Annotated in this window: 17 protein-coding genes and 1 CRISPR repeat array; of the genes, 5 read left to right on the top strand and 12 right to left on the bottom strand. The window is 65.4% G+C overall.

Translation table 11 applies throughout. The features are described from left to right. Position 1: 1 nt before the first annotated feature. The 4 genes from ACQR1B_RS12205 to cysS form a co-directional block, all read right to left on the bottom strand. Positions 2–379 carry a VOC family protein gene (locus tag ACQR1B_RS12205; RefSeq protein WP_434831865.1) on the bottom strand — a complete coding sequence of 126 codons (378 nt, stop codon included), beginning with the start codon at positions 377–379 and terminating at the stop codon, positions 2–4. Between the two features lie 118 nt (positions 380–497). Then, on the bottom strand, positions 498–2,111 hold the full coding sequence (gene cimA, locus ACQR1B_RS12210) for a citramalate synthase (RefSeq protein WP_434831864.1): 1,614 nt from the start codon (positions 2,109–2,111) through the stop codon (positions 498–500). Further along, complete coding sequence (locus ACQR1B_RS12215; RefSeq protein WP_434831863.1) at positions 2,108–2,608, bottom strand: GNAT family N-acetyltransferase; 501 nt, start codon at positions 2,606–2,608, stop codon at positions 2,108–2,110. Before ACQR1B_RS12215 ends, cimA begins: the two co-directional genes overlap by 4 nt. Before the next feature lie 114 nt (positions 2,609–2,722). Beyond that, on the bottom strand, positions 2,723–4,132 hold the full coding sequence (gene cysS / locus ACQR1B_RS12220; protein ID WP_434831862.1) for a cysteine--tRNA ligase: 1,410 nt from the start codon (positions 4,130–4,132) through the stop codon (positions 2,723–2,725). A 397-nt stretch (positions 4,133–4,529) separates the two neighbouring features. Between cysS and ACQR1B_RS12225 the strand changes: the two genes are divergently transcribed. Together ACQR1B_RS12225 and ACQR1B_RS12230 are read left to right on the top strand one after the other, a co-directional pair. Beyond that, positions 4,530–4,838 (top strand): hypothetical protein, encoded by a 309-nt coding sequence (locus tag ACQR1B_RS12225; protein WP_434831861.1) that lies wholly within the window; start codon positions 4,530–4,532, stop codon positions 4,836–4,838. Between the two features lie 153 nt (positions 4,839–4,991). Beyond that, positions 4,992–6,158, top strand: coding sequence for a DUF2865 domain-containing protein (locus ACQR1B_RS12230; protein ID WP_434831860.1), 1,167 nt, complete (start codon positions 4,992–4,994; stop codon positions 6,156–6,158). Between the two features lie 23 nt (positions 6,159–6,181). Here the strand turns inward: ACQR1B_RS12230 and ACQR1B_RS12235 are convergent, their stop codons facing one another. Genes ACQR1B_RS12235 through ACQR1B_RS12245 form a run of 3 tightly spaced genes read right to left on the bottom strand, consistent with a single transcriptional unit; the run spans position 6,182 to position 9,364 of the window. Then, positions 6,182–7,597: a nitrilase-related carbon-nitrogen hydrolase gene (locus ACQR1B_RS12235; protein ID WP_434831859.1), complete on the bottom strand. Its 1,416-nt coding sequence runs from the start codon at positions 7,595–7,597 to the stop codon at positions 6,182–6,184. 25 nt (positions 7,598–7,622) lie between these two features. Continuing rightward, positions 7,623–7,976, bottom strand: a complete 354-nt coding sequence (locus tag ACQR1B_RS12240; RefSeq protein ID WP_434831858.1) for a diacylglycerol kinase — start codon at positions 7,974–7,976, stop codon at positions 7,623–7,625. Then, entirely contained in the window at positions 7,976–9,364 is a 1,389-nt protein-coding gene (locus tag ACQR1B_RS12245; protein WP_434831857.1) for a class II 3-deoxy-7-phosphoheptulonate synthase, read from the bottom strand. Before ACQR1B_RS12245 ends, ACQR1B_RS12240 begins: the two co-directional genes overlap by 1 nt. A gap of 1,369 nt (positions 9,365–10,733) precedes the next feature. Here ACQR1B_RS12245 and cas9 point away from each other — a divergent pair. The 3 genes from cas9 to cas2 are packed head-to-tail and all read left to right on the top strand — an operon-like array spanning position 10,734 to position 15,222. Beyond that, positions 10,734–13,964 carry a type II CRISPR RNA-guided endonuclease Cas9 gene (gene cas9 / locus ACQR1B_RS12250; RefSeq protein WP_434831856.1) on the top strand — a complete coding sequence of 1,077 codons (3,231 nt, stop codon included), beginning with the start codon at positions 10,734–10,736 and terminating at the stop codon, positions 13,962–13,964. Beyond that, positions 13,964–14,887, top strand: coding sequence for a type II CRISPR-associated endonuclease Cas1 (gene cas1 / locus ACQR1B_RS12255; RefSeq protein ID WP_434831855.1), 924 nt, complete (start codon positions 13,964–13,966; stop codon positions 14,885–14,887). The genes cas9 and cas1 overlap by 1 nt, the downstream gene beginning before the upstream one ends. After that, entirely contained in the window at positions 14,884–15,222 is a 339-nt protein-coding gene (gene cas2, locus ACQR1B_RS12260; protein ID WP_434831854.1) for a CRISPR-associated endonuclease Cas2, read from the top strand. The genes cas1 and cas2 overlap by 4 nt, the downstream gene beginning before the upstream one ends. A 72-nt stretch (positions 15,223–15,294) precedes the next feature. Then, a CRISPR array of direct repeats spans positions 15,295–16,579; the repeat unit is 36 nt; unit sequence AGAATAGCGGTTCAGAGATCGTGGTCCAGCGGCAAC. A 169-nt stretch (positions 16,580–16,748) separates the two neighbouring features. Here the strand turns inward: cas2 and ACQR1B_RS12265 are convergent. The 5 genes from ACQR1B_RS12265 to gor form a co-directional block, all read right to left on the bottom strand. Further along, positions 16,749–17,693 carry a hypothetical protein gene (locus ACQR1B_RS12265; RefSeq protein ID WP_434831853.1) on the bottom strand — a complete coding sequence of 315 codons (945 nt, stop codon included), beginning with the start codon at positions 17,691–17,693 and terminating at the stop codon, positions 16,749–16,751. A 176-nt stretch (positions 17,694–17,869) separates the two neighbouring features. Further along, positions 17,870–18,598, bottom strand: a complete 729-nt coding sequence (locus ACQR1B_RS12270; RefSeq protein ID WP_434831852.1) for a sulfite exporter TauE/SafE family protein — start codon at positions 18,596–18,598, stop codon at positions 17,870–17,872. A gap of 39 nt (positions 18,599–18,637) precedes the next feature. After that, on the bottom strand, positions 18,638–18,820 hold the full coding sequence (locus ACQR1B_RS12275; protein ID WP_434831851.1) for a hypothetical protein: 183 nt from the start codon (positions 18,818–18,820) through the stop codon (positions 18,638–18,640). A gap of 187 nt (positions 18,821–19,007) precedes the next feature. After that, positions 19,008–21,479 carry an EAL domain-containing protein gene (locus tag ACQR1B_RS12280; RefSeq protein ID WP_434831850.1) on the bottom strand — a complete coding sequence of 824 codons (2,472 nt, stop codon included), beginning with the start codon at positions 21,477–21,479 and terminating at the stop codon, positions 19,008–19,010. A gap of 322 nt (positions 21,480–21,801) precedes the next feature. Beyond that, a complete protein-coding gene (gene gor / locus ACQR1B_RS12285; protein WP_434831849.1) occupies positions 21,802–23,187 on the bottom strand; it encodes a glutathione-disulfide reductase in 1,386 nt (461 codons plus the stop codon). Positions 23,188–23,221: the final 34 nt, after the last annotated feature.

Here is a 23,221-nt window from a genome sequence, read left to right on the forward strand (position 1 = left end):
CCTACTCCGCCAGGAACGTCACCGCCTCGATCCGATTGCCGTCCGGATCGAGCACGAAGGCCGCATAATAGCGCACGCGATCATGCGGCCGCAGCCCCGGCGCACCATCCGAGACGCCGCCTGCTTCAACAGCTGCCGCGTGGAAGGCATCGACCTCCGCAGTGGTCTTGGCGCGCAAGCAGAGATGCGAGCCGGTGTCGGCCGGCACGCGCGCCATCGCGGAGCGCAGGTTGATCCAGAGTTCCGGATAGGTTTTGCCGAAGCCGATGTTCTTAGGCCGCTCGACCTGCCGGGTCATGCCCAGCGGAGCCAACGCGCGTTCGTAGAACCGCGCGCTGCGGGCGAGGTCGCTGACGCCGACGGAGACGTGGTCGATCATGCGTTGACTCCCCGCTCTCTCCATTCGTCATTGCGAGGAGCAAAGCGACGAAGCAATCCAGAGTCGTGGGCGGGACTCTGGATTGCTTCGCTTCGCTCGCAATGACGGCTCCTCATTGTCATCCCGCGGCGCCCGACTTCACCAGCTTGTAGAACACCGAATCCATCAGCGCCTGGAACGAGGCGTCGATGATGTTGGGTGAGACACCGACCGTCGTCCAGCGCTCGCCGGTCTCGTCCGCACTCTCGATCAGGACGCGCGTGACCGCCTCGGTGCCTCCGTTGAGGATACGCACCCGGTAGTCGATCAGCTTGAGGCCATCGATGAAGCCCTGGTACTTGCCGAGATCCTTGCGCAGCGCGACGTCGAGCGCGTTGACCGGGCCGTTGCCTTCGGCCGCCGAGATCAGCCGCTCACCGGCGACGTCGACCTTGACGACGGCCAGCGCGACCGTGACGCGCTCGCCGAGCGCGTTGTAGCGCTGCTCGACATTGACGTCGAACTGCTCGACCCGGAAATACTCCGGCACCGAGCCGAGCGTTCGCCGTGCCAGCAGCTCGAACGAGGCATTGGCGGACTCATAGGCATATCCGGCGGCCTCGCGTTCCTTCAGCTCCTCGACGAGGCGCGTCAGCTTCGGATCGCTCTTGGCGAACGGGATGCCACCGCGCTCCAGCGCCGCGATGACGTTGGAGCGGCCGGCCTGGTCCGACACCAGCACCTTGCGATGATTGCCGACACTCTCGGGCAGCACATGCTCGTAGGTGTGCGGATCCTTGAGCACGGCGGAGGCATGGATGCCGGTCTTGGTGACGAAGGCGCTCTCGCCGACGTAAGGAGCATGCCGGTTCGGCGCGCGGTTGAGCATGTCGTCGAGCGTGCGCGACACCTTCATCAGGCCGCCGAGTTGCTGGTCGGAGACGCCGATCTCGAAGCGATCCGAAAACTCCGCCTTCAGCTTCAAGGTCGGGATCAGCGAGCACAGATTGGCGTTGCCGCAGCGCTCGCCGAGCCCGTTCAAGGTCCCCTGGATCTGGCGCGCGCCGGCGCGCACGGCCGCCAGCGTGTTGGCCACCGCCTGCTCGGTGTCGTTATGGGCGTGAATGCCGAGATGATCGCCGGGCACATGCTTGCTGACTTCGCCGACGATGGCCTCGATCTCATGCGGCATGGTGCCGCCATTGGTGTCGCACAGCACGACCCAGCGCGCGCCGGCCTCATAGGCCGCGCGGGCGCAGGCCAGCGCAAACTCCGCATTCTCCTTGTAGCCGTCGAAGAAGTGTTCGCAGTCGAGCATGACCTCGCGCCCCGCGGCCTTGGCCGCCGTCACACTGTCGCGGATCGAGGCGAGGTTCTCTTCATTGGTGGTCTCGAGCGCCACGCGCACCTGATAGGCCGAGGATTTGGCGACGAAGCAGATCGCGTCCGCCTTGGCGTCCAGCAGCGCCGCCACGCCGGGATCGTTGGAGACCGAGCGGCCGGCGCGGCGCGTCATGCCGAAGGCGGTGAAGCGGGCGTGGCCGAGCTTCGGCCTCTGCGCGAAAAACTCGGTGTCGAGCGGATTGGCGCCGGGATAGCCGCCCTCGACATAGTCGATGCCGAGATCGTCGAGCAGGCGCGCGATCGCCTGCTTGTCCGCCAGCGTGAAGTCGACGCCGTTGGTCTGCGCACCATCGCGCAAGGTGGTGTCGAACAGATAGAGCCGTTCCTTGCTGGTGCCTGCCGCGGTCATGCCTGCGCTCCGGCGCCGAGCGCCTTCTTCATCGTGGTGTTGGCGAGCCACTCGCCGTTGATCGAGATACTGTTGCGCTGCTGCGCGACGTAGCCGCGCTTGCGGAAGAACTCCACCGCGGTATCGCTGGCATCGACGGAGAGATCGGCCGTGCCGCGTGCGCCCGCGAGCTTCTCCAGTGCATCGCACAGCAAGGCGCCGACGCCCTGCCCCGCAACGCTCGGATGCACATAGAGCATGTCGATGTGATCATTGCCCTTCAGCGCCGCGAAGCCGACGGGCGAACCCTGCAGCGTCGCGATCAGGGTCAGCCCCGACGCCAGCTTCTTGCCGAAGCCAGCCTCATCCTCGGCCGCCGAGGCCCAGGCCTCCTGCTGCTCCTCGCTGTAGTCGTCACCGGTCAGCTCCTGGATGCTGGCAACGAAAATCGCTGCCAGCACGGGCGTGTCGGCCGGGAGAAAAGGCCGCAGTGCGGGTCTCGGTAGGGCCTGTCCCATCGTCTCACCAGATGCCATAGAGCTTCGTCACCAGCGCAACGGCGCCCGCAATCACCGCGAATTTGAGCACGATGTAGTACAGCCAATGCCGTGGGAATGGCGTGTCGGGCCTGCTCATCGCGCGATCTCCCAGGTCGTCACCGGCTTGCCGTCGGGGCCTTTGCCGTCCTTGAGCACCACGCCCATTGCCGCGAGTTTGTCACGGAGCCGGTCCGACTCCTTGAAATCCTTGCGGGCACGCGCGGCGGTCCGTTCCCCAATCAGGATCTCGACCTGAGCGGCATCGACTCCGCGGGCTTCCTGTTTGCGTGCTTCCCACTGCGTCGCTGTCTCGGACAGGAAGCCCGCATAGCGGAGCGAGCCAGCGAACGCGGCGCGCTCGGCGTCACCGCCGGACGCCGCGCGGCTCCGCAACGCGTGCAGCTCGGCGATCATCAGCGGCGTGTTGATGTCGTCGAGCAGTGCGGAGATGACCGCAGGCTCCGGCTGCTCGCCCGGCACATCGGCCGCGACGCGATACCAGTCATCGAGCGTCTTCGCGCTTTCTTCCAGCCCCTTGACCGTCCAGTCGGCCGGCGAGCGATAATGCATCTTGAGCATGTTGAGGCGCAGCACCTCGCCGGGCCAGTCCGCGAGCAGGTCGCGGATGGTCACGAAGTTACCGAGGCTCTTCGACATCTTCGCGCCCTCGACCTGCACGAACTCGTTGTGCAGCCAGTAGTTCGCCATCACCTGGGTGCCGTGGGCGCAGCGCGACTGCGCGATCTCGTTCTCATGATGCGGAAAGATCAGGTCGAGCCCGCCGCCATGGATGTCGAAGATCTCGCCGAGATAGGCCGCGCTCATCGCCGAGCACTCGATATGCCAGCCTGGACGGCCGCGGCCCCATGGGCTGTCCCATCCCGGCTCGTCCTCGGACGACTGCTTCCACAGTACGAAGTCGGCCGGATGCTTCTTGTGCGCGTCGACGGCGACGCGCGCGCCGGCGAGTTGCTCGTCGAGCCTGCGGCCCGACAGTGCGCCATAATCCGGCATCGACTGCGTATCGAACAGCACCTCGCCGCCGGCCTCATAGGCATGGCCGCGCGCGATCAGCTGCCTGATCAGCGTCACCATGTCCGCCTTGCCGTCGGGACGCGGCAGCACGAAGTCGGTCGCGCGCGGCTCGAAGGTCGGCGGCAGGCTGCCGAGCGCAGTTGTATCGCTGTGAAACTGGTCGGCAGTCACCTCCGTGACCTTCCGGATCGCCTCGTTCAGCGGCAGCCCGGGAAAGTCACGCGCCGCTCGCGCATTGATCTTGTCGTCGACATCCGTGATGTTGCGGACATAGGTGACGTGGTCGGCGCCATAGAGATGGCGCAGCAGCCGGAACAGCACGTCGAAGACGATCACGGGCCGCGCGTTGCCGATATGGGCGAAGTCGTAGACCGTCGGTCCGCAAACATACATGCGGACATTCTTGGGATCGAGCGGCACGAAGGCGCGCTTTTCCCGCGAGGCGGTGTCGTACAAACGCAAGTCCATGGTTCGTCCCCAGATGCCTGTGCCTGTCGTCTGGCCGGACCGCGCTGACTGCAGCCCCCCGGCGAGACGCAACGAATCTCCTACGCCGGACGACGGCCCGCAGGCGGGCGGCCACGGCACGAATCACGCTCCCGACCTGCCGGCCGGGCGTCCTGATCATCTCTGTTGAGAAAAGACGGCCTCAGCCAGCAAATCGCTAGCTCGTAATCTCGCGGCAAATGCAGCCGATGGCGAGGAAACCGTTCATGTAGACTACCATGAGCCAGCCCCGTGTTCTCGTCAAGAGCCGCAAAACAGCCGTTTTCTCCGCCCAAATGCACCCGCCCTGCCTCATGGTTAATCATTTTTAACCTTTTTGACCTAACCATGAGTTGTAGCCCTCATCGATCGGTGCACCATGCGATTCTTCTCGGCGCTGCTCGCCAGCTCTGTTCTCCTCGCCGCCGCGACGACCGCTTCGGCGGAGAGCCGCATCTTCATCATCGCCAACGAAGCTGACGGCTATGGCGTCGACCAATGCCTGGCCAAGGGCGACAGATGCGGCGCTTCGGCCGCCCGGTCCTACTGCCAATCACGTGATTTTGCGCAGGCCTCCTCCTACCGCCGTGTCGACCCTGACGAAATCACGGGGTCGGTGCCGAAAGCCGGTGGAAACTGCACCCATGGCGGCTGCAACGACTATGTCGCGATCACCTGCCAGCGCTGACGCGCCGGGGAACGGCTGTTCCCGCCACGTCAGCGCCCCGGAATGGACGTGACGATGCCCGACAAAGCGGCTATGGGATGCCGGCCGCTGCCGCGATTTTTCCGAATTCTGTGCTAGCCCCGCGGCAGCACCCATGGACCGGAATACCGCATCTTGATCGCTCCCCTGTCTCCGCGCCTGTTGGCCTGTTCCGCGTTGCTCGGATTGACGCTGACCGGCTCGCATGCCCTGGCGCAATCCAGCTCCGATTCCTATGCGCAGATGGCCCCCGGCCAGCCCGCGCCACAGGCCGGCGTCAACCCGATCTGCCCGCGCCTCGAGGCGCAGCTCGCCTCGATCGACCGCGGCGGCGGCGGTGATCCGGCGCGCGAAGACCAGATCCGGCGCTATCAGGATGCCGCCGCCAAGCAGCAGGGCGAGCTCGACCGCGTCAGCATGCAGGCCAAGCGGATGGGCTGCGACAGCACAGGCTTCTTCTCGCTGTTCAACGGCCGCTCGGCCGAATGCGCCCCCGTGAACAACCAGATCCAGCAGATGCGCGCCAATCTGGACCAGATCACCAGCAATCTCGAGCGGCTGCGCGGCGGCTTCGGCGGCGAGCGCGACAACCAGCGCCGTTCCGTGCTGGCGGCGCTGGGCCAGAACAGTTGCGGGCCGCAGTACCAGCAATACGCCAATGCGAATCGCGGCGGTGGCGGCGGCGGCAATTTCCTGACCAGCCTGTTCGGCGGCGGTGCCGACAGCAATCCCGCCGCATCGCTGCCCCCGCCGAGCGCCGATCTCGCCGCGCCCCAGGGCACCTATCGCACCGTCTGCGTGCGCAGCTGCGACGGCGCCTATTTCCCGATCTCGTTCGCCACCGTGCCCGGCCGCTTCGCCGATGACGAGCGCGCCTGCAAGGCGCAATGCCCCGCCGCCGATGCGTCGCTGTTCACCTATCGCAACCCCGGCGAGGACATGAACCAGGCGGTCTCGGTCAACGGCCAGCCCTACACCGCGCTGCCGAACGCCTTCAAGTATCGCACCGAGTTCAACCCGAGCTGCTCGTGCAAGGCGGCGGGACAGACCTGGGCCGAGGCGCTGAAATCGATCGACGACAAGGCCTCCGCCGCCGAACAGGGCGACATCATCGTCACCGAAGAGAGCGCCAGGCGGATGCAGCAGCGCCAGACCGGCAAGCCGCCGGCGACCGCCGCCAAGAAGGGCGGCGCACCCGCCGACACGACGGCCACTGCCCCGGCCGCTGCCGATGCCACGACCGGTGCCGGCGGCGACAAGCAGATCCGCACGGTCGGACCGACCTTCATTCCGGCGCGCTGAGGAGATCAGCCGGGACATCGGCGTCATCCTTCGCGCGCGCCTGACGACGCACGGCCGGCGCGATCGACCGGGCTCTGACCGTCGCCGGGCGGGCGCGTGATCAGGCCAGGCGGTATGACCTCGCCCGCCGGTCCCAGCGCGTCCGCGGGCTTCCAGCGATTCCGCAACAGGGCCAGACGAATCACCTGCGCCGCGGTGACGTCTTCGAGCGGCGCGATCGCGTCGGCCTCGCCTTCACGCCCGCCCCACTGCTCCGCCCGGCTGCGTGTCGCGACGGCCAGCGCGCCGGACGTGCTCGCGAGTGCAATCAGCAGCGTGGCGCGCACCCGTGCCAACAGCTCGTGACGGGCGCCGCCGGCAAGCGGGCCAGGCAGCAGCTGCTCGAAGCCCGCAACGGCCGCCGCGATTGGTACCATCTCGGAGGCGACGCCGAGCCGCGCCGCGAGCGCCGTGGCCTCATCCCGCGACGCCTGCGCGGTGTCGGGCCCGGACAGCACCACAGCGCGGACCTTGCCGGGTCCGAGCGCATCGACCGCCATCGCCAGGGTCAGCGCCGACGCGACGTCCCCGCTCAGGCCGAGCAAGACACCGGTGAAGCCGGATTTGGCGACGCGGTCGCGCAGGCCGAGCACGCAGGCGGCGTAGTCCGCTTCGTCACCATCCACTGGCGCGCTGACCGGCCCCCTGCACTCCCAGCCGTCATCGCCCCTGCGCCATGCCAGCGTGGTGATGTCGGCAACGAAGCCCGGCAGTTGCGCTGATATCGACAGGTCGGCATTCAGTGCGAAGGACGCGCCGTCGAACACCTGATCGCCGTGGCCGCCGGTCTGATTGAGCCAGAGCAGCGGCAGGTCGCTCTCGGTGACGCGCGCGACGGCGGCCGAGAGCCGCCGGTCGCTGCTGCCGCGGATGTAGGGCGCGGCAGCGGGCACCACGATCAGCTCGGCGCCGGTCTCGGCCAGGGTCTCGACGACGTTGTCGTCGTCGGCCTCTTCGACCCGGATGTCCTCGCCGATGGCCACGCCGATGCGAACGCAGCGCACGCTGACCGGACCCGCCGCCGGGCCGCGCGCGAACGCGCCTGCGCGCGGCAGATTGGTCTTGAAGCGCGTTGCGGCGATGCGGCCGGCGTCGAGCAGTGCGCAGGCATTGTAGAGCTTGCCGCCCTCGGCCCAGGGCGTGCCGATCAGCACGGCCGGCCCGCCATCGGCCGTCTCGCCCGCCAGTGCCTCGACCGCGGCGCGGCAGGCGGACTGGACCTCGGGAGTCAGATCGTCCGGCCCGCCGCCGGCCATGAACAGCTCCGGCAGCACCACCAGATCGGCACCGTCGGCCGCGGCCTTGGCGCGCGCGTCGCGTGCCTTCGCGGCGTTGCCGGCGATGTCGCCGGCGGTCGGGTCGAGCTGGGCCAGCGTGATCCTGAAGATGTCAGCGGCCATGTCTCAACTCACTGGCTCGCCCTGATCACAACAGCCCGAGCCGCTCGGCGATCGCGAACAGCCAGAAGCCGCCGGACATCAGCAGCGCGACGCCGACCGCGGCCGAGCCGAGATCCTTGACGCGGCCGATCTGCAGATCGTGCTCGGTGGTGAGGCGATCGGCGAGCTTCTCGATTGCGGTGTTGAGCAGCTCGACGACCAGCACCAGCATGACCGCGCAGACCAGCTCGACGCTGCGCATCGGCGTCGTCCCGATCACATAGGCGAGCGGCAGCGCCAGGAGCAGCGCGATGACCTCTTCGCGCACCGCCTGCTCGGAGCGAAGAGCGAAGGCCAGACCATTGCGCGAGTTGAGCGTCGCGCGCCAGATGCGCAGCATCAGAAACCCGCGACTGCCGGCATCGGCGCGGACTTGCCGCCGCGCTGCTGCTTGAGCAGTTCGGCGATCAGGAACGCCATGTCGATCGACTGCTCGGCATTGAGCCTGGGATCGCACACCGTGTGATAGCGGTCGTTGAGATCCTCGTCGGTGATCGCGCGCGCGCCGCCGATGCATTCGGTAACGTCCTGGCCGGTCATCTCCAGATGGATGCCGCCGGCATGGGTGCCCTCCGCGGCATGGACCGCGAAGAACGCCCGCACCTCGGAAATGATGCGGTCGAACGGCCGGGTCTTGTAGCCCGAATTCGAGGTGATGGTGTTGCCGTGCATCGGATCGCACGACCACACCACCTTGCGCCCTTCCCGCTGCACCGCGCGGATCAAGCCCGGCAGGTGATCGCCGACCTTGTCGGCGCCGAAGCGGTTGATCAGGGTCAGCCGGCCCGGCTCGTTGTCGGGGTTGAGGATGTCGATCAGCTTCAGCAGCTCGTCCGGCTTCAGCGACGGGCCGCATTTCAGGCCGATCGGATTCCTGATGCCGCGGAAATATTCGACATGGCCGTGGTCGAGCTGGCGGGTACGGTCGCCGATCCAGATGAAATGGCCAGAGGTCGCGTACCAGTCGCCCGTCGTCGAATCGACGCGGGTGAAGGCCTGCTCGTAGCCGAGCAGCAGCGCCTCGTGGCTGGTGTAGAAATCGGTGGCGCGCAGCTCCGGATGGCTCTCGAGGTCGAGGCCGCAGGCGCGCATGAAGTTGAGCGCCTCGGAGATGCGGTCGGCGAGCTCCTTGTAGCGGCGCGACTGCGGAGAGTCCTTGACGAAGCCGAGCATCCATTGATGCACGCTGCCGAGATTGGCGAAGCCGCCGGTGGCGAACGCACGCAGCAGGTTCAACGTCGCCGCCGACTGCCGGTAGGCATCGAGTTGGCGCTGCGGATTGGGGATGCGCGCCTCGGGCGTGAAGGCGGTGTCGTTGACGATGTCGCCGCGATAGCTCGGCAGCTCGACGCCGTCGATCTTCTCGGTCGGCGAGGAGCGCGGCTTGGCGAACTGGCCGGCGATGCGCCCGACCTTCACCACCGGCACCGCGCCGGCATAGGTCATGACCACCGCCATCTGCAGCAGCACGCGGAAGAAATCGCGGATATTGTTGGCGCCGTGCTCGGCGAAGCTCTCGGCGCAGTCGCCGCCCTGCAGCAGGAACGCCTCGCCGGCCGCCACCCGCGCCAGCGATTTCTTGAGGTTGCGCGCCTCGCCGGCGAACACCAGCGGCGGGAAGGTCGCAAGCTGCGCCTCGACCTCGGCCAGCGCCTTGTGGTCGGGATAGTCAGGCACCTGCTGCACCGGCTTGGAACGCCAGCTCTCCGGGCTCCAGCGCTCGGTCATGGCTTTCGACTCCCTTCGCGAAACGCCGCGCGCTCGGTCCCCCGCCGCGGCGCGGGCGTTATACACAGCCTGCCTGCGAACCGCCATCCGGAATTTAAGTCGTCCGGCCAAGCCGTTGCGGCTGCGAACGGATTTCGGCTCGCGCTGAGACTCCAGATCGAGTGGCCTTGCCTTGCCCTCCTCACCGCTCCGCTCGGCGCCTCCACAACCACCGCCGTCATCCCGGCGAACGCCGGGATCCATAACCACCGGCCGACGGGACGGCGCAAGATGGATCGCCTTGCGCGCAGCAACAAACGCCGCGGAGTATCGGTCCCGGGTCGGCGCCCTCGCCGCCGCTTCGCGCCGTCGGGACTTGCCCGGGACGACGGCAGAGTTTGACGCGACGGCCGGAAAAACATGCAACGGCTTCCCGCGACGCGGCTGCGTCCGAGGTTTGCTCTTCTCGTTCGCCCTCGGACAAAGTCGAAGGGCGCAGGGAATGCCGGGTGAAGGCCCCACCCATGGCCCGCCTGCTCAAGAAAATGCAGGCGGCAGGTACCACAGGCAAAGCCGATCATCCGGCATTCCCTGCGCGACGGGCTTACGGCTGCTTCGCGATCTCCCCGGTGCGCCGGGCTTGTTGGCCACCGTCATCAGCGGGATGCATCACCATCCTCGCGAACTTGACCTCAGCGTCGGGAGGCCAGGACCACGCGACTTGACCGTCCGCGTCAGATCGTTCGTCCGCGCCCTCGCAAGAAGACGCTGCGATCTCTCGCGGCCATCGCATCCCCGCCTCGCGTGTCGTGACGATCGCGCGCAACGCCCCTCCGAGTGAGGCGGGATGCGCACAATAGAGCATGATTTCTGATATTCGTAAAGCAAAATCTTTGGGCGCGAATGACGTATCCTGGAACGCGTCCCCTGACGCGGCGCGACATTTCAATCGCATTGACGTCAGCGCGCACGGTGGTCGGTACGTCCGACAACTAAGACAACAAAAAAGGCGGCGCCGGAGCACCGCCCTTATCTGTTGCAGACTGACTGCTTGTTAACCGCCAGACCACGATCTCTGAAGATGAAAGAGTTCCCCATTCTGAAGATCAGGTCAAGCGGCAACTAGGCATGATTGCGTGGCAAGAGTATTCTTCCCGCGTGAATTGCTTAGCGGCAGACGATCAGGTCGCGACCTGCCGAGTCGAAGTGTGGACCTCCAACTTTCAGAACGAGTGTGGACCTCGCCCCATCGTCTCACAGGCCTTCTACGCTGATTCGATCATGCTTGCCAAGATGCCCTAGGCATGATTAAGATCAAAATGCTCGCGCTAATTGCCTTTAGCTTCCTACTCTCTTTAGCATCACGGTTGCCATTCATCGGAATTCATAGATGCCCTCAAGATTTTCTTTTGATCTCGGTACGAACTCGCTCGGATGGGCCGTCATCGAACTGGACGAACGCAACGCGCCATGCCGCATCGTCGCGGCCGGCTCGCGCATCTTCAGCGATGGGCGCGATCCGAAATCCAAAGCGTCTCTCGCGGTCGAACGGCGAGCGGCACGGGCCATGCGCCGTCGCCGCGACCGCTTCAAGCGGAGACAAGCCGGCCTCCTCAAGCACCTGACCCTGGCCGGGCTGTTTCCGGCCAATGACGACGAACGCGCCGCCTTGGTGGATCTCGATCCCTTTGCCTTGCGCGCCCGTGCCCTTCGTGAGGCCTTGCCCCTCCATCATCTCGGCCGCGCGCTATTCCATCTCAACCAGCGCCGCGGCTTCAAATCCAACCGCAAGGCCGACCGCGGCAAGAACGACGAGGACGGCAAGATCAGGCTCGGCGTGATCCGGCTCCATGAGGCGATGCGGGATGCCGGCGCGGTCACGCTGGGCGAATATCTGCACGGGCGCAGATCGTCCGCGACGGACGCCAATGCGATTCCCAGCGTGCGCACGCGGCTGCGTCCCGAAAGCGGTGACGGTGCGAAGGGCGACGGCTACGACTTCTACCCCGACCGGCAGATGCTGGAGGAGGAGTTCGACTCCATATGGTCGGCGCAGACGGCCTACCACCCCGATGCGTTGACCGAGGAGATCAGGGACCGCCTGTTCGAGGTGATCTTCCATCAGCGTCCGCTGAGGGCGCCGACCGTCGGCACCTGCACGCTGGTGCCCGGCGAGCAGCGCCTTTCGAAGGCTCATCCCCTGTTCCAGCAACGACGACTTCTGGAGGAATTGAACGCGCTGAAGATCGTGCGGGCCGGAGAGGCCGCGGTCCCGCTGACGCGCGAGCAGCGGGACGTGCTGTATCTGAAACTCAAGGACAAGCGCACCGTCACCTTCGAGAGCCTGCGGAAGGTGCTGAAGCTCGACACCGAGGCACGCTTCAACAAGGAAAGCGACAATCGCAAGGACCTCAAAGGGGACGAGGTCGCGGCGGAGCTGGGCAGCAAGACACGGTTCGGCAACCGGTGGCCTCATCTCGACGCCGAAACGCAGTGGGACATCATCTCCCGCGTCCGCGAGCAGGAAAGCGACGACGACGAAGACGCCCTGCTCGACTGGCTGCAGAGCACGCACGGCCTCACGATGGATCAAGCCAAAGCGACGGTGACCGCCCGGTTGCCCGAGGGCTATGGCCGGTTCGGTCTGACGGCCACGACGCGCCTGATCGAAGCGCTGCGCGCCGACGTCGTCGTCTATAGCGATGCGGTCAAGAATGCGGGTCTGGGTCACCATTCCGATTTCCGCGACGGCGAAGTGCTCGACGAACTGCCCTACTACGGCGTGGCGCTCGAACGGCACATCATGCCCGGCACCGGTGATGAGTCGGATCCCGAGGAGATGCGCATCGGACGGCTGACCAATCCCACCGTCCACATCGGGCTCAACCAGTTGCGCCGCGTGGTCAACCGCTTGATCAAGCGTTACGGGCGGCCCGAGCAGATCGCGATCGAGCTGGCGCGCGAGCTCAAGCTCGACGACGAGCGCAAGCGCGAGATCAACACCCGCAACCGCCAGAACCGCGAGGCGGCCGAACGGCGATCGAAGAAGCTCACGGAAATAGGATTTCCCGACAAAGGCGGCAACCGGGCGCTGCTGAAGCTCTGGGAAGAATTGAATCCCGACAACGTGCTCGATCGGCGCTGTATCTATACCGGCCAACAGATCTCCATCGAGATGCTGTTTTCCGGCGCCGTCGAGGTGGACCACATCCTCCCCTTCAGCGAAACACTCGACGATTCCGGCGACAACCGCCTGCTCTGCATGCGCGAGGCCAATCGCGACAAGCGCAAGCGTTCGCCGTTCGACGCCTTCGGTCATCGGCCCGATTGGCCCGAGATCGCGACACGCGCCGCCCGGCTGCCACGCGGAAAACGCTGGCGCTTCGAGCCCGACGCGATGTCGCGCTTCGACAAGGACGGCGGCTTCCTCGCCAGGCAACTCACGGACACGCAGTATCTGTCTCGGCTCGCGCGCGAGTACCTCAGCGCGCTCTATCCCGATCGCGGCGAGAGCAGCAGCCACGTCTGGGCCTCGCCCGGCCGGCTGACGGAAATGCTGCGACGCAGCTGGGGCCTGAACTGGCTGCTCCCGGATCATAACTTCGCCGGCGGGGCCGACCAGCCGAAGAACCGCAGGGATCACCGTCACCACGCGATCGATGCGGTGGTGACCGGCGTCGTCGATCGCAGCCTGCTGCAACGGATTGCGCGCGAGGCCGGTCAGCGCGGCCACGAGTCAGCCCACCGGATGACGGCCGATCTGCCCGAGCCCTGGCCCGGCTTTCGCGATCAGCTCAAGGAGGTCGTCAATGGCATCCAGGTCAGTCACCGCTCCGACCATGGCACGGTCTCCAAAGCCGGATTGGCAACGGGCCGCGATGCCACGGCCGCGCGGCTGCACAACGACACCGCCTATGGTCTCACCGGCGAGAAGGACGCCAAGGGCAACGAGCTGGTCGTGCACCGCGTCCCACTGACCGCGCTGACGAAGCGGGAAGACCTCGACGGCGTGCGCGATCCCGACCTGCGCGCCGCCCTGCTCGACTGGACCAAGGGACTCGAAGGCAAGGCCTTCGAAGCCAGGATTCTGAAATTCCCGGAGCTTGGTCCCGGGCAATTTCGCGGCATCAGGCGCCTTCGCATCATCGAGCCGCTGTCGGTGATCGCCGTTCGTGATGCGAAGGGCCGCGCCTACAAGGGCTACAAGGGCGACTCCAATCATCGCTACGACGTCTGGGAGATGAAGGACGGCAAATGGATTGCCGAGGTCGTGTCGATGTTCGACGCGCATCAGCCGGAATGGGTCTCGGCCGTCCGGCAGGGCAATCCCACGGCCAGGAAGATGATGCGCCTGCATCAAGACGACGTGCTTGCGGTCGAGCGGGCGGGATCGACCGAACTGGTCCGTGTCGTCAAATTCTCCGAAAGGCAGCTTGCGCTCGCCGCGCTGCACGAAGGTGGCCCGCTCAAGGCCCGGGCGGCGGACAAGGACGATCCGTTCAACTATCTCTATCCGTCGCCGAACACGCTGAAGGCCTGGAAGGCGCGTCAGGTCAGGATCGACGAGCTCGGCCGGGTGCTCGATCCCGGTCCGCGCGATCAGCCACGGGCGGTGACGTGATGGAGCGCATCGTCGACATCGCCACCGACAATCAGCATCTGTCGGCCCATCGCGGCTTCCTGGTCGTGACACGCGATCGCGAGGAAGCCGGGCGCGTTCCGCTGGATGACGTCGCCGCCGTCATCGTGCATGCCCACGGCGTGACATGGAGCACCAACCTCGTCGTGGCGCTGGCCGAGCGCGGCGCGCTGATGGTGCTGTGCGGCCCAAACCATGCGCCGACGGCGGTTTGCATGCCGCTCGATGGGCATCACGGACAGAATGCACGGATGCGCGCGCAATGGGATGCCGGGAAACCGCTCGCCAAGCAACTCTGGCGCGACGTCGTCGTGGCCAAGATTCGTTGGCAAGGCGCGGTCCTGGAGTCACGCGGCACCCCGGCCGACGCGTTCGACATGCTGGCACGGCGGGTCCGCTCCGGCGACCCCGACAATGTGGAGGCTCAAGCCGCCCGCCGCTACTGGCCGCTGTTGATGGGCGAGGATTTTCGCCGCGACCGCGCCGCGGGCGGCATCAACGGGCTCCTCAACTACGGCTACACGATCCTGCGCTCCCTGCTCGCCCGCTCGATCGTCGCAGCTGGGCTGCATCCCTCGATCGGCATCCACCATGCCAATCGCGGCAACGCCTTCGCGCTGGCCGACGACCTGATCGAGCCGTTCAGGCCGCTGGTGGACGCCATCGCCGCGCAACTCAAGTCGCGCGGCTGCCTGGAGGTGACACCGGAGACGAAACGACTGTTTGCCGGGTTGATCGCCATCGACCTGCCGGGCGAGGCGGGCGTCACGACGGTTTCCGGAGCAGCGGTTCGGCTCGCTCAGTCGCTGAGCCGATGCTTCGAAACCGGAAAATCGTCCGATCTCGCCCTGCCCCGACCACCCTCGTCACTCGAACTGAGCAGCCTGGGCCATCCATCCCCATGACCGTCACGCAGCTCACGGGGTATCGTCTGATGTGGATATTCGTGATGTTCGACCTGCCGGTCACGACGAAAGCCCAAGCCAAGGCGGCGAACCGCTTTCGTGAATTTCTGCTCGATGAAGGGTTCGAAAAGAGCCAGTTTTCAGTCTATGCTCGCTTCTGCAACGGCAAGGAGCAGTTCGAAACCTACCTGCGCCGCGTCGAGGGAAATCTGCCCGACCGGGGGGACGTTCACATCCTGACCTTCACGGACAAGCAGTATGAAAACATCGTTCGCTTTTCCGGCCAACGCCGCCGCAAGCAGAAGAAAAATCCCGATCAGCTTGCCCTGTTCTAACGACATCACCCATTTCGTCCGCCGCCGGACGGCACGTATCCCGATTGTTTCCAAAGGGATACGTGCACATCCAGAATAGCGGTTCAGAGATCGTGGTCCAGCGGCAACACATTCGTGACGGTCGCACTCGCTCCCGCCAGAATAGCGGTTCAGAGATCGTGGTCCAGCGGCAACACTCACGGTTCAAAGCGTCCAATCCGCGCAGAATAGCGGTTCAGAGATCGTGGTCCAGCGGCAACTGGGGGCTTCTACGCGCTCAAATCCGACGAGAATAGCGGTTCAGAGATCGTGGTCCAGCGGCAACCGCCCCAGCCGGTCGGAGCGGCCGGGCCGGAGAATAGCGGTTCAGAGATCGTGGTCCAGCGGCAACGATCGAGCATCCCGCGAATCTTGCCGGCGTAGAATAGCGGTTCAGAGATCGTGGTCCAGCGGCAACCAACAGCCGCGGCGCCAGTCGTGCCGGACAGAATAGCGGTTCAGAGATCGTGGTCCAGCGGCAACCCGCGATGTCGCGCAACGCCTGGCGCTCCTAGAATAGCGGTTCAGAGATCGTGGTCCAGCGGCAACACGTCAGACCAATATCCATCGGAGACCGGGAGAATAGCGGTTCAGAGATCGTGGTCCAGCGGCAACTCGGCCAGGCCCTCAAGGCAGAGTTGTTTCTAGAATAGCGGTTCAGAGATCGTGGTCCAGCGGCAACTCGAAACTGATGACGAACGAAATCCGCGAGAAGAATAGCGGTTCAGAGATCGTGGTCCAGCGGCAACTGAGTTCAAGGCGGACTACGAAGCGGGCAAAGAATAGCGGTTCAGAGATCGTGGTCCAGCGGCAACCGGTCGGTAGTTGTCGTTCATGTGGCGCTTAGAATAGCGGTTCAGAGATCGTGGTCCAGCGGCAACTTTCCGGTTCGGTGCTGAGCATCCGGACGGAGAATAGCGGTTCAGAGATCGTGGTCCAGCGGCAACGAAACTCGCTCGTGCCTTCCTCCGTCCTGAAGAATAGCGGTTCAGAGATCGTGGTCCAGCGGCAACCGCCGCTCGCCGGCGCCTTCAGTGTCGATAGAATAGCGGTTCAGAGATCGTGGTCCAGCGGCAATCGCAGGCCGTAGCCCATGTCGTGCACGACAGAATAGCGGTTCAGAGATCGTGGTCCAGCGGCAACAGATCGCGGTTCGATCAACGCGCACGGGAAGAATAGCGGTTCAGAGATCGTGGTCCAGCGGCAACGCGCCGAACACCGCAGCACCCGCCCAGGGAGAATAGCGGTTCAGAGATCGTGGTCCAGCGGCAACCCGATCTGCGATTGCGTGTCGGCTTCCAAGAGAATAGCGTTTCAGAGATCGTGGTCCAGCGGCAGCCGTGGCGCGGTGCTGGAGAATAGCGGTTCAGAGATCGCGGTCCAGCGGCAACTGGGGCGTGGCAGTCAAGGACGGCCAGTTCGTGCCGGCCGATAGCATGGATGTCGCTGATATCGACATCCATCACGCCAAGACGCGCCCCGGGGCGCACCAAGGGCTAGTCGCAAATTCATGTGCTCGGCGCAGAATGGCGCTGCGATGACGGTGTCAGGACGGCGCGGCGCAGCAGCCGGTACCCCTGCCGCAGCGGGGCCATGGTGCGCCACAGTCGGGAGTTGATGACGTCGTTCAGCTGGGTCTGAAGGCTGTCGATCCGATCTTGCAGCTGAGCTGCATCGCTGTAACGCGCGCGCATCCGCTCGTTGACCGGGCTGTGACTTGTCGCGATCTCGAGAGACGGGCGGAAGCTTTCATCGGTGGTCTTTTTGAGTACCACGTGCACGTTGAGCTGGGGAACGCGGTTGTTCTCGTTGAGATGCGCCGGTTCGCGCAACACCGTGTCGCCTTCGAGGGATGTGAGGCCGAGGGCGTCGATCCGGTTTTCCCCCGCGTAGGTCACGGCGAGGAACTCGATGCTGTACCCGTTGGCATGGGCCAGCTCACGAAAAAACAGCGGCGTGTAGCAGAAGTAACCGTGATCGAGATAACCGCTCGCCGGCAGCTGATGATAGATGACGCCGCCGACCTTGGCCGCATCGTGCATCACCTCGAAGCAATTCCACTGGTTCAGGATGTGCTCGGTGGTGCCGAAGTTGAGGACGACATCGCTCGCTCCGCGCAGCGCCTCGGGAATGGCATCGAAGTTGAGATCGATGATGTTGGTGTTTTTCAATCCCGGGCAGACGTCGATCGCCTCGTATTCGATCGCGGCGAGATCGGCGATCTCGGACAGCATCGTAGTCCGTTCGCCTGGCCTTGGCGTCGAAAAATGGACCAATCGCTCGACCGCCGCAGCACCGGCAGCGGGTTGGCCCTGCCGCTCCACGATCTCCCTGATCTGCTCGGCGCGCGCGAAATAGATCGTCTGCGGGCCAATGTCCAACAGGCGATTGTTGGACTGCGTCAAGTAACCGTGTCGTTGCAAATAGATGATGGCATCCAAGTTCATGCCCATACCGCTTTTCCCCTGAAAAACGTGTAACGTTAGCACTTCAACCGACGCGCGATCAATCTATGGAATCAACTGCAGAACACCGCAACCATAGCGGGTCGCAATCCAGAGGCGAGGAAGTTCCTGCGAACCGCCTGATCCAGGCTTCCGGAGGGCAGCGGCGCAGCCTTGGGGACCGATCAAACCACCAGCAGCAGCCCGGACAGCAGCAGGATGCCCAGGATGATCTTCCTGAACAGCACGTCGTTCACCCGGCGGAAGGCGACGATGCCGAGCGCGGTGCCGGCGAGCAGCGCCGGCAGGCTCACCGCCAAATCGATGATCACCCTGGACGACAGGTCCTGCCGCGCCAGCATCATGGCGAGCGAGGCAATCTGCATCACGGCGATGAACGGCTGCACCAGGCCGCGCTGCTCGGTCTTCGGCAGGCCGTGCATCTCGCACCAGATGGTCGGCAGCGCGCCGGGCATCGCGGTGAGGCCGCCGATGAGCCCGCCGCCGAAGCCGACGATGGCGGTGCGGCCTCGGTTCATGGGCTGAAGGCTGGCGAGGGCGGGCTTGAACAGCATGATGCCGGCGTAGATCGCGATCGTCAGTCCGAACATCTGCTGAAAGAGACGCGCGTCCGCATTGTGCAGCAGCCACAGCGCGAGCGGCACGCCGAGCAGCCCGCCCACGATCAGCACGAGGCTGTCCTTCCATCTGATGCTGTTGCGCAGCGCCCAGAGATTGGTCGCCTGCACGCCGACGCTGCACGCCATCATCAGCGGCACGGCCTCCAGCGGCTGCAGACTATGCAGGAGGATGGCGCCGGCGACGGCGGAAAAGGCAAATCCGGCCAGGCCGGAGACGAAGGCGCCGAAGAAAACGGCGGCGCTGAGCAGCAAAAATGATCCGAGCCCGGTCATGAAAACTCTCCGGCTGATGGGACTGAAAATGCGTGATCGTCAATCGGTGGGTTGGAGCGTCGAAACAGGCGTCGCCTGCGCTCCATTCGGCGTGGCATCGCCTTGCAGGATCACGCCGGCGACGACGTGCAGCAGCAGGAACATGACGAGGACGCCCGCAGCCAGCACCGCCTGCGGCGTGATCGATGGCCTGCGCCGCGGCGGAACTTGATGGATCTGCATGTTCGTCATCTCCGGCAACCATGCCGGATTGCTAGCAGCTCGGCGTCCCCTCAGCGTCCCCCGAACGGAGTATGGCGAAGCATGTCGCGTCCGATGTCAGCGCTCGGGATCTGGAGTTTGCGGTCGACGCCGTCACGGCCGGCCGCTGCGAACACGTGAGGCGCTCGTTCGATTCAGTCCGTTCTCGCTAGGCGACGTTGCGCGCGCGACCGACGGCGTCCATCGCGCCCGACTGCATGATCGCGGATATCTGATGCAGCACCTTCTTCCAGGCCCGCAGCGTCGCCGCATCCAGCTCCCGATCGAGGCATCGTTCCAGCATCCACAGCGCCGCATCGTTCACCAAAGCATAGTGCTCCGACCTTGCCCCGTAGCCGGCGTGACGCGCGCCGAGCTCCTTCAGCATCGGCGTCAGCCCCGGCAGGTCGTGCAGTTTTCCGACACCGGTGGCCAGGGTTGCCATCAGCTTGCTCTTCTGCGCCTCGAGATCGGCGGGGAACAATCGCCGCAGCTCCGGCGCCATGGCGAACAGCCGTTCGTAGAAGGCGTTGGCGGCCAGATCCTGCCGTGCAGCCAGTTTCGAGAAACTCGCGCGCACCAGCATGAGATCGGTGGCGGTGAGATCTTCCAGCACCTCTGCGGATCGTGCCAGGACCGCTCTGCCGAAATCCACGTCGCGCAGCGGCACCGGCCGTCCGAACAGATAGCCCTGCGCCAGGTTGCAGCCGGCCGCCTTGACCAACGCGAGCTGCTCCTCGGTCTCCACGCCTTCCGCCGTCGTATTGATCGACAATGAGCGTCCGAGATTGGCGATCGCGCAGACGATGGCCGCACATTCGTCACTGTCCGACATGTCGCTGACGAACGACCTGTCGATCTTGATCTTGTCGACGGGGAACGCGCGAAGATAGCTCAAGGACGCGTAGCCGGTGCCGAAATCGTCCAGGGCAATCCGTATTCCCGCCTGCTGCAGCTGGCGCAGCAGCGCCAGATTTTCCTCCTTGCGATGCAGCAGGACGGATTCGGTGATCTCCAGTTCGAGCCGCTCGGGCGCCAGACCGGTTTCGGCGAGGATCTGAATCGTTCTCTGCGCCAGATCGGCGTCCCGGAATTGAACCGGCGACAGGTTCACCGCGACCTTCACCGAGGCCGGCCAGAGCACGGCATCCGCGCAGGCGCGGCGCAACACCATCAGCCCCAGTTCGCGGATGAGGCCGGTCTCTTCGGCGATCGGGATGAACCGGTCGGGCGTGATCAGACCACGTGACGGATGGCGCCAACGAACAAGCGCCTCCATGGCGTATTTTTCGCCGCTGTCGATCTTCACCACCGGTTGATAGTAGAGCTCGAACTCATCGTTGCGCACGGCCTGGCGAAGCTCCGACTGCAGGGCATGCCGTTGCTGGGCCTTGGTGCGCCGCTCCGTTTCGAAGAACCGGTGGGTCGCGCGGCCCTCGTTCTTGGCCCAATAGAGCGCGAGGTCCGCATTGCATGTGAGCTCCTCGGCCAGCATCCCGTCGGCCGGCGCGGTGGCGATGCCGACCGTTGCGCCGACGAACACCGACACGCCCTCGATGTCGAACGGCTTGTTGAACTCGTCGACGATCCGGGAGGCGAGCGCCGCCGCCTCGGCCGGCCCCGTCAGGTCCGGCTGCACGATGGCAAACTCGTCTCCGCCCATCCGCGCCACCGTGTCGGCCGGCTTCACGAGCTGGGTCAAACGATGCGCCGCCGCCTTCAACAGCTGGTCGCCGGCCTGGTGTCCGAGGCTGTCATTGACGTCCTTGAACCTGTCGAGATCGATGAGATGCAGCGCCGCAGACCGTCCATCCGAAATCCCGGCCAGCGCTGCGTCCAGACATCGCGCGAGAACCGTGCGGTTGGCGAGCTTGGTCAGGGGATCATGCGACGCCTGCCAGGCGAGCCGCCCCGTCTCCGCGTTCAGCGCCGTCTCGAACGCCTCCCTCTGGGCGAGCAGCCGCCGCGTGTGCCACACGACCAGCACCAGCAGCAACGACGCGGCGCCGACGTTCAACAGCAGCAGGATCGACTTGATCGCCCGCGAGCCTTCGCCGAGAACCGTCGAAAACGCGTTGGCCCGGACACTGAGCCGGTCGTCGAGGTCGTTGAGCACCGCAGAGAGAAACTGGATGCGCGGAGGATCGTTCATGAGACCGCCGCGGACTTCCGACTGCACCGCTTCGCCGAACACCGCGAGCTGCAGCAAGGTGAAGTCGGTCGCTTCCCATTGCTCGATCGCCGCGCGCAAATAGCTGATCCGATTGAAATAGCGGAACAGCCATATCAGGCCGGGAACGTCCTCGGGATCGTTGCGGCCCTGCAGGAAGCCGGTTTTCGCCCGTTCCAGGTCGGGCGACGGCTGCTGCAATGCGACGCGCGCCATCTGGTCGCCGAGCGGCACCGCCATGGCGTTCCGGTATCGCTCGTAGAACGACTGATCCCCCGATTGCAGATAGAGCGTCAGCGCGTAGACCGCATCCTTCTGCGCCCGCGACCAGATCGACTCGCCGGCGACATAGGCTCGTACCGAGGACATCACCTCCACGCTCAGTGTGGCAATCGACGCCTGAAGCGCCAGGACGGCGATGAACGGCGCGACGAGGCCGAACGGTCGTTTGGAGGACCAGCGCACCGGCATGATTTCCCTTTCGCGAGTGACGCAATACCGACGGAGACTTGTCGGCGAGCATGGCGACGGACAACTGATGCCGGCTTAGCTGCGCGAGGTTTCATCCTGCAGCGTTAGCGCCAAATGAACTGGCTCGCGGATGCGCTCACGCGATGCCGTGGAACTACGGGAAATCCGCCTGCAAAGGCTGTGGTGAGAGGTGGTCGGACGTGGGGACGGCGGCTGCCCGGCGACGACGCAGGCGCAAGTTCCACGCCCGCGCGCGATCGCGACGGAGTTTAGTGCACTGTCACCGAATTACAGGCCGGTGGCGCTGCTTCCGGCTCCAGCCCTACTCCGCCGCCTGCCGCACGTGGCGCTCGGTGACGGTGCGCATCGTCACCAGTTCCTCGGCGGCCGAGGGATGCAGCGCGATGGTGGCGTCGAAATCGGCCTTGGTGGCCTTCATCTTGATGGCGATGGCCACGGCCTGGGTGACCTCGGCGGCCATGTCGCCGACGATGTGGCAGCCGAGCACGCGGTCGCTCGAGCCGTCGACGACGAGCTTCATCAGCACGCGGGTGTCGCGGCCGGACATCGTCGCCTTGATCGGGCGGAACGTGGTCTTGTAGATGTCGACGCGGTCGTGGAGCTCGCGCGCCTGGGTCTCGGTGAGGCCGACGGTGCCGACTTCGGGCTGGCAGAACACGGCGGTCGGAATGTCGGCGTGGTCGACGCGCACGGTCTTGCCGCCGAACACGGTGTCGGCGAAGGCATGGCCCTCGCGGATCGCGACCGGGGTCAGGTTGAAGCGGTGGGTGACGTCGCCGATCGCATAGATGCTCGGCACCGAGCTCTGCGAGAACGCGTCGACCGCGATGCCACCGTTGCGCGGATTGATGGCGACGCCGGCCTTCTCCAGGCCGAGATTGGCGACCGCCGGATGGCGGCCGATCGCGAACATCACCTTGTCCGAGGCGATGCTGGAGCCGTTCGACAGATGCGTCGTGTAGTCACGGCCGTGCTTGTCGACGCTCGCCACCGTGCAGCCGGTCAGGATGGTGATGCCTTCCTTCTCCATCTCGGCGCGAACATGCTTGCGGACGTCCTCGTCGAAGCCGCGCAGGATGTTGTCGCCGCGATAGACGACGGTGACGTCGGAGCCGAAATTGGCGAAGATGCAGGCGAATTCGAGCGCGATGTAGCCGCCGCCCTGGATCACGATCCGGCGCGGCAGCTCGTCGAGATGGAACGCCTCGTTGGAGGAGATGACGTGCTCGATCCCGGGAATCGGCGTGCCGTGGTTGGGCGCGCCGCCGGTCGCGATCAGGATGTGTTTCGCGCGGACGGTCTCGCCGGTCATCAGCCGCACCGTGTGCGCATCCTCGATCACGGCCCGGGTCTTGACGATTTTGGCGCCGGACTTCTCGACATTGGCGGTGTAGGCCGCCTCGAGCCGCGCGATCTCCTTGTCCTTGTTCCGGATCAAGGTCGGCCAGTCGAAGGTGGCCTCCGGGATGGTCCAGCCGAAGCCGGCGGCGTCAGTGATCTCCTGGCGGACATGCGAGCCGATCACGAACAGCTTCTTGGGCACGCAGCCGCGGATCACGCAGGTGCCGCCCATGCGATATTCCTCGGCGACCGTCACGCGGGCGCCATAACCGGCCGCGATGCGGGCGGCGCGCACGCCTCCCGAACCGCCACCGATCACGAACAGGTCGACGTCGAATTCAGCCATCTCTCCCCCGACCCGGCCTTTCCCGCAACCCGCC

The organism is Bradyrhizobium oligotrophicum, assembly GCF_051168495.1.
GTDB lineage: Bacteria > Pseudomonadota > Alphaproteobacteria > Rhizobiales > Xanthobacteraceae > Bradyrhizobium > Bradyrhizobium oligotrophicum_A.

Excerpts from the sequence above, each read along its gene's own strand:
- ACQR1B_RS12205 (WP_434831865.1), bottom strand. The coding sequence starts at position 379 with ATGATCGACCACGTCTCCGTCGGCGTCAGCGACCTCGCCCGCAGCGCG.
- cimA (WP_434831864.1), bottom strand. The coding sequence starts at position 2,111 with ATGACCGCGGCAGGCACCAGCAAGGAACGGCTCTATCTGTTCGACACC.
- ACQR1B_RS12215 (WP_434831863.1), bottom strand. The coding sequence starts at position 2,608 with ATGGGACAGGCCCTACCGAGACCCGCACTGCGGCCTTTTCTCCCGGCC.
- cysS (WP_434831862.1), bottom strand. The coding sequence starts at position 4,132 with ATGGACTTGCGTTTGTACGACACCGCCTCGCGGGAAAAGCGCGCCTTC.
- ACQR1B_RS12225 (WP_434831861.1), top strand. The coding sequence starts at position 4,530 with ATGCGATTCTTCTCGGCGCTGCTCGCCAGCTCTGTTCTCCTCGCCGCC.
- ACQR1B_RS12235 (WP_434831859.1), bottom strand. The coding sequence starts at position 7,597 with ATGGCCGCTGACATCTTCAGGATCACGCTGGCCCAGCTCGACCCGACC.
- ACQR1B_RS12240 (WP_434831858.1), bottom strand. The coding sequence starts at position 7,976 with ATGCTGCGCATCTGGCGCGCGACGCTCAACTCGCGCAATGGTCTGGCC.
- ACQR1B_RS12245 (WP_434831857.1), bottom strand. The coding sequence starts at position 9,364 with ATGACCGAGCGCTGGAGCCCGGAGAGCTGGCGTTCCAAGCCGGTGCAG.
- cas9 (WP_434831856.1), top strand. The coding sequence starts at position 10,734 with ATGCCCTCAAGATTTTCTTTTGATCTCGGTACGAACTCGCTCGGATGG.
- cas1 (WP_434831855.1), top strand. The coding sequence starts at position 13,964 with ATGGAGCGCATCGTCGACATCGCCACCGACAATCAGCATCTGTCGGCC.
- cas2 (WP_434831854.1), top strand. The coding sequence starts at position 14,884 with ATGACCGTCACGCAGCTCACGGGGTATCGTCTGATGTGGATATTCGTG.
- ACQR1B_RS12265 (WP_434831853.1), bottom strand. The coding sequence starts at position 17,693 with ATGGGCATGAACTTGGATGCCATCATCTATTTGCAACGACACGGTTAC.
- ACQR1B_RS12270 (WP_434831852.1), bottom strand. The coding sequence starts at position 18,598 with ATGACCGGGCTCGGATCATTTTTGCTGCTCAGCGCCGCCGTTTTCTTC.
- ACQR1B_RS12275 (WP_434831851.1), bottom strand. The coding sequence starts at position 18,820 with ATGCAGATCCATCAAGTTCCGCCGCGGCGCAGGCCATCGATCACGCCG.
- ACQR1B_RS12280 (WP_434831850.1), bottom strand. The coding sequence starts at position 21,479 with ATGCCGGTGCGCTGGTCCTCCAAACGACCGTTCGGCCTCGTCGCGCCG.
- gor (WP_434831849.1), bottom strand. The coding sequence starts at position 23,187 with ATGGCTGAATTCGACGTCGACCTGTTCGTGATCGGTGGCGGTTCGGGA.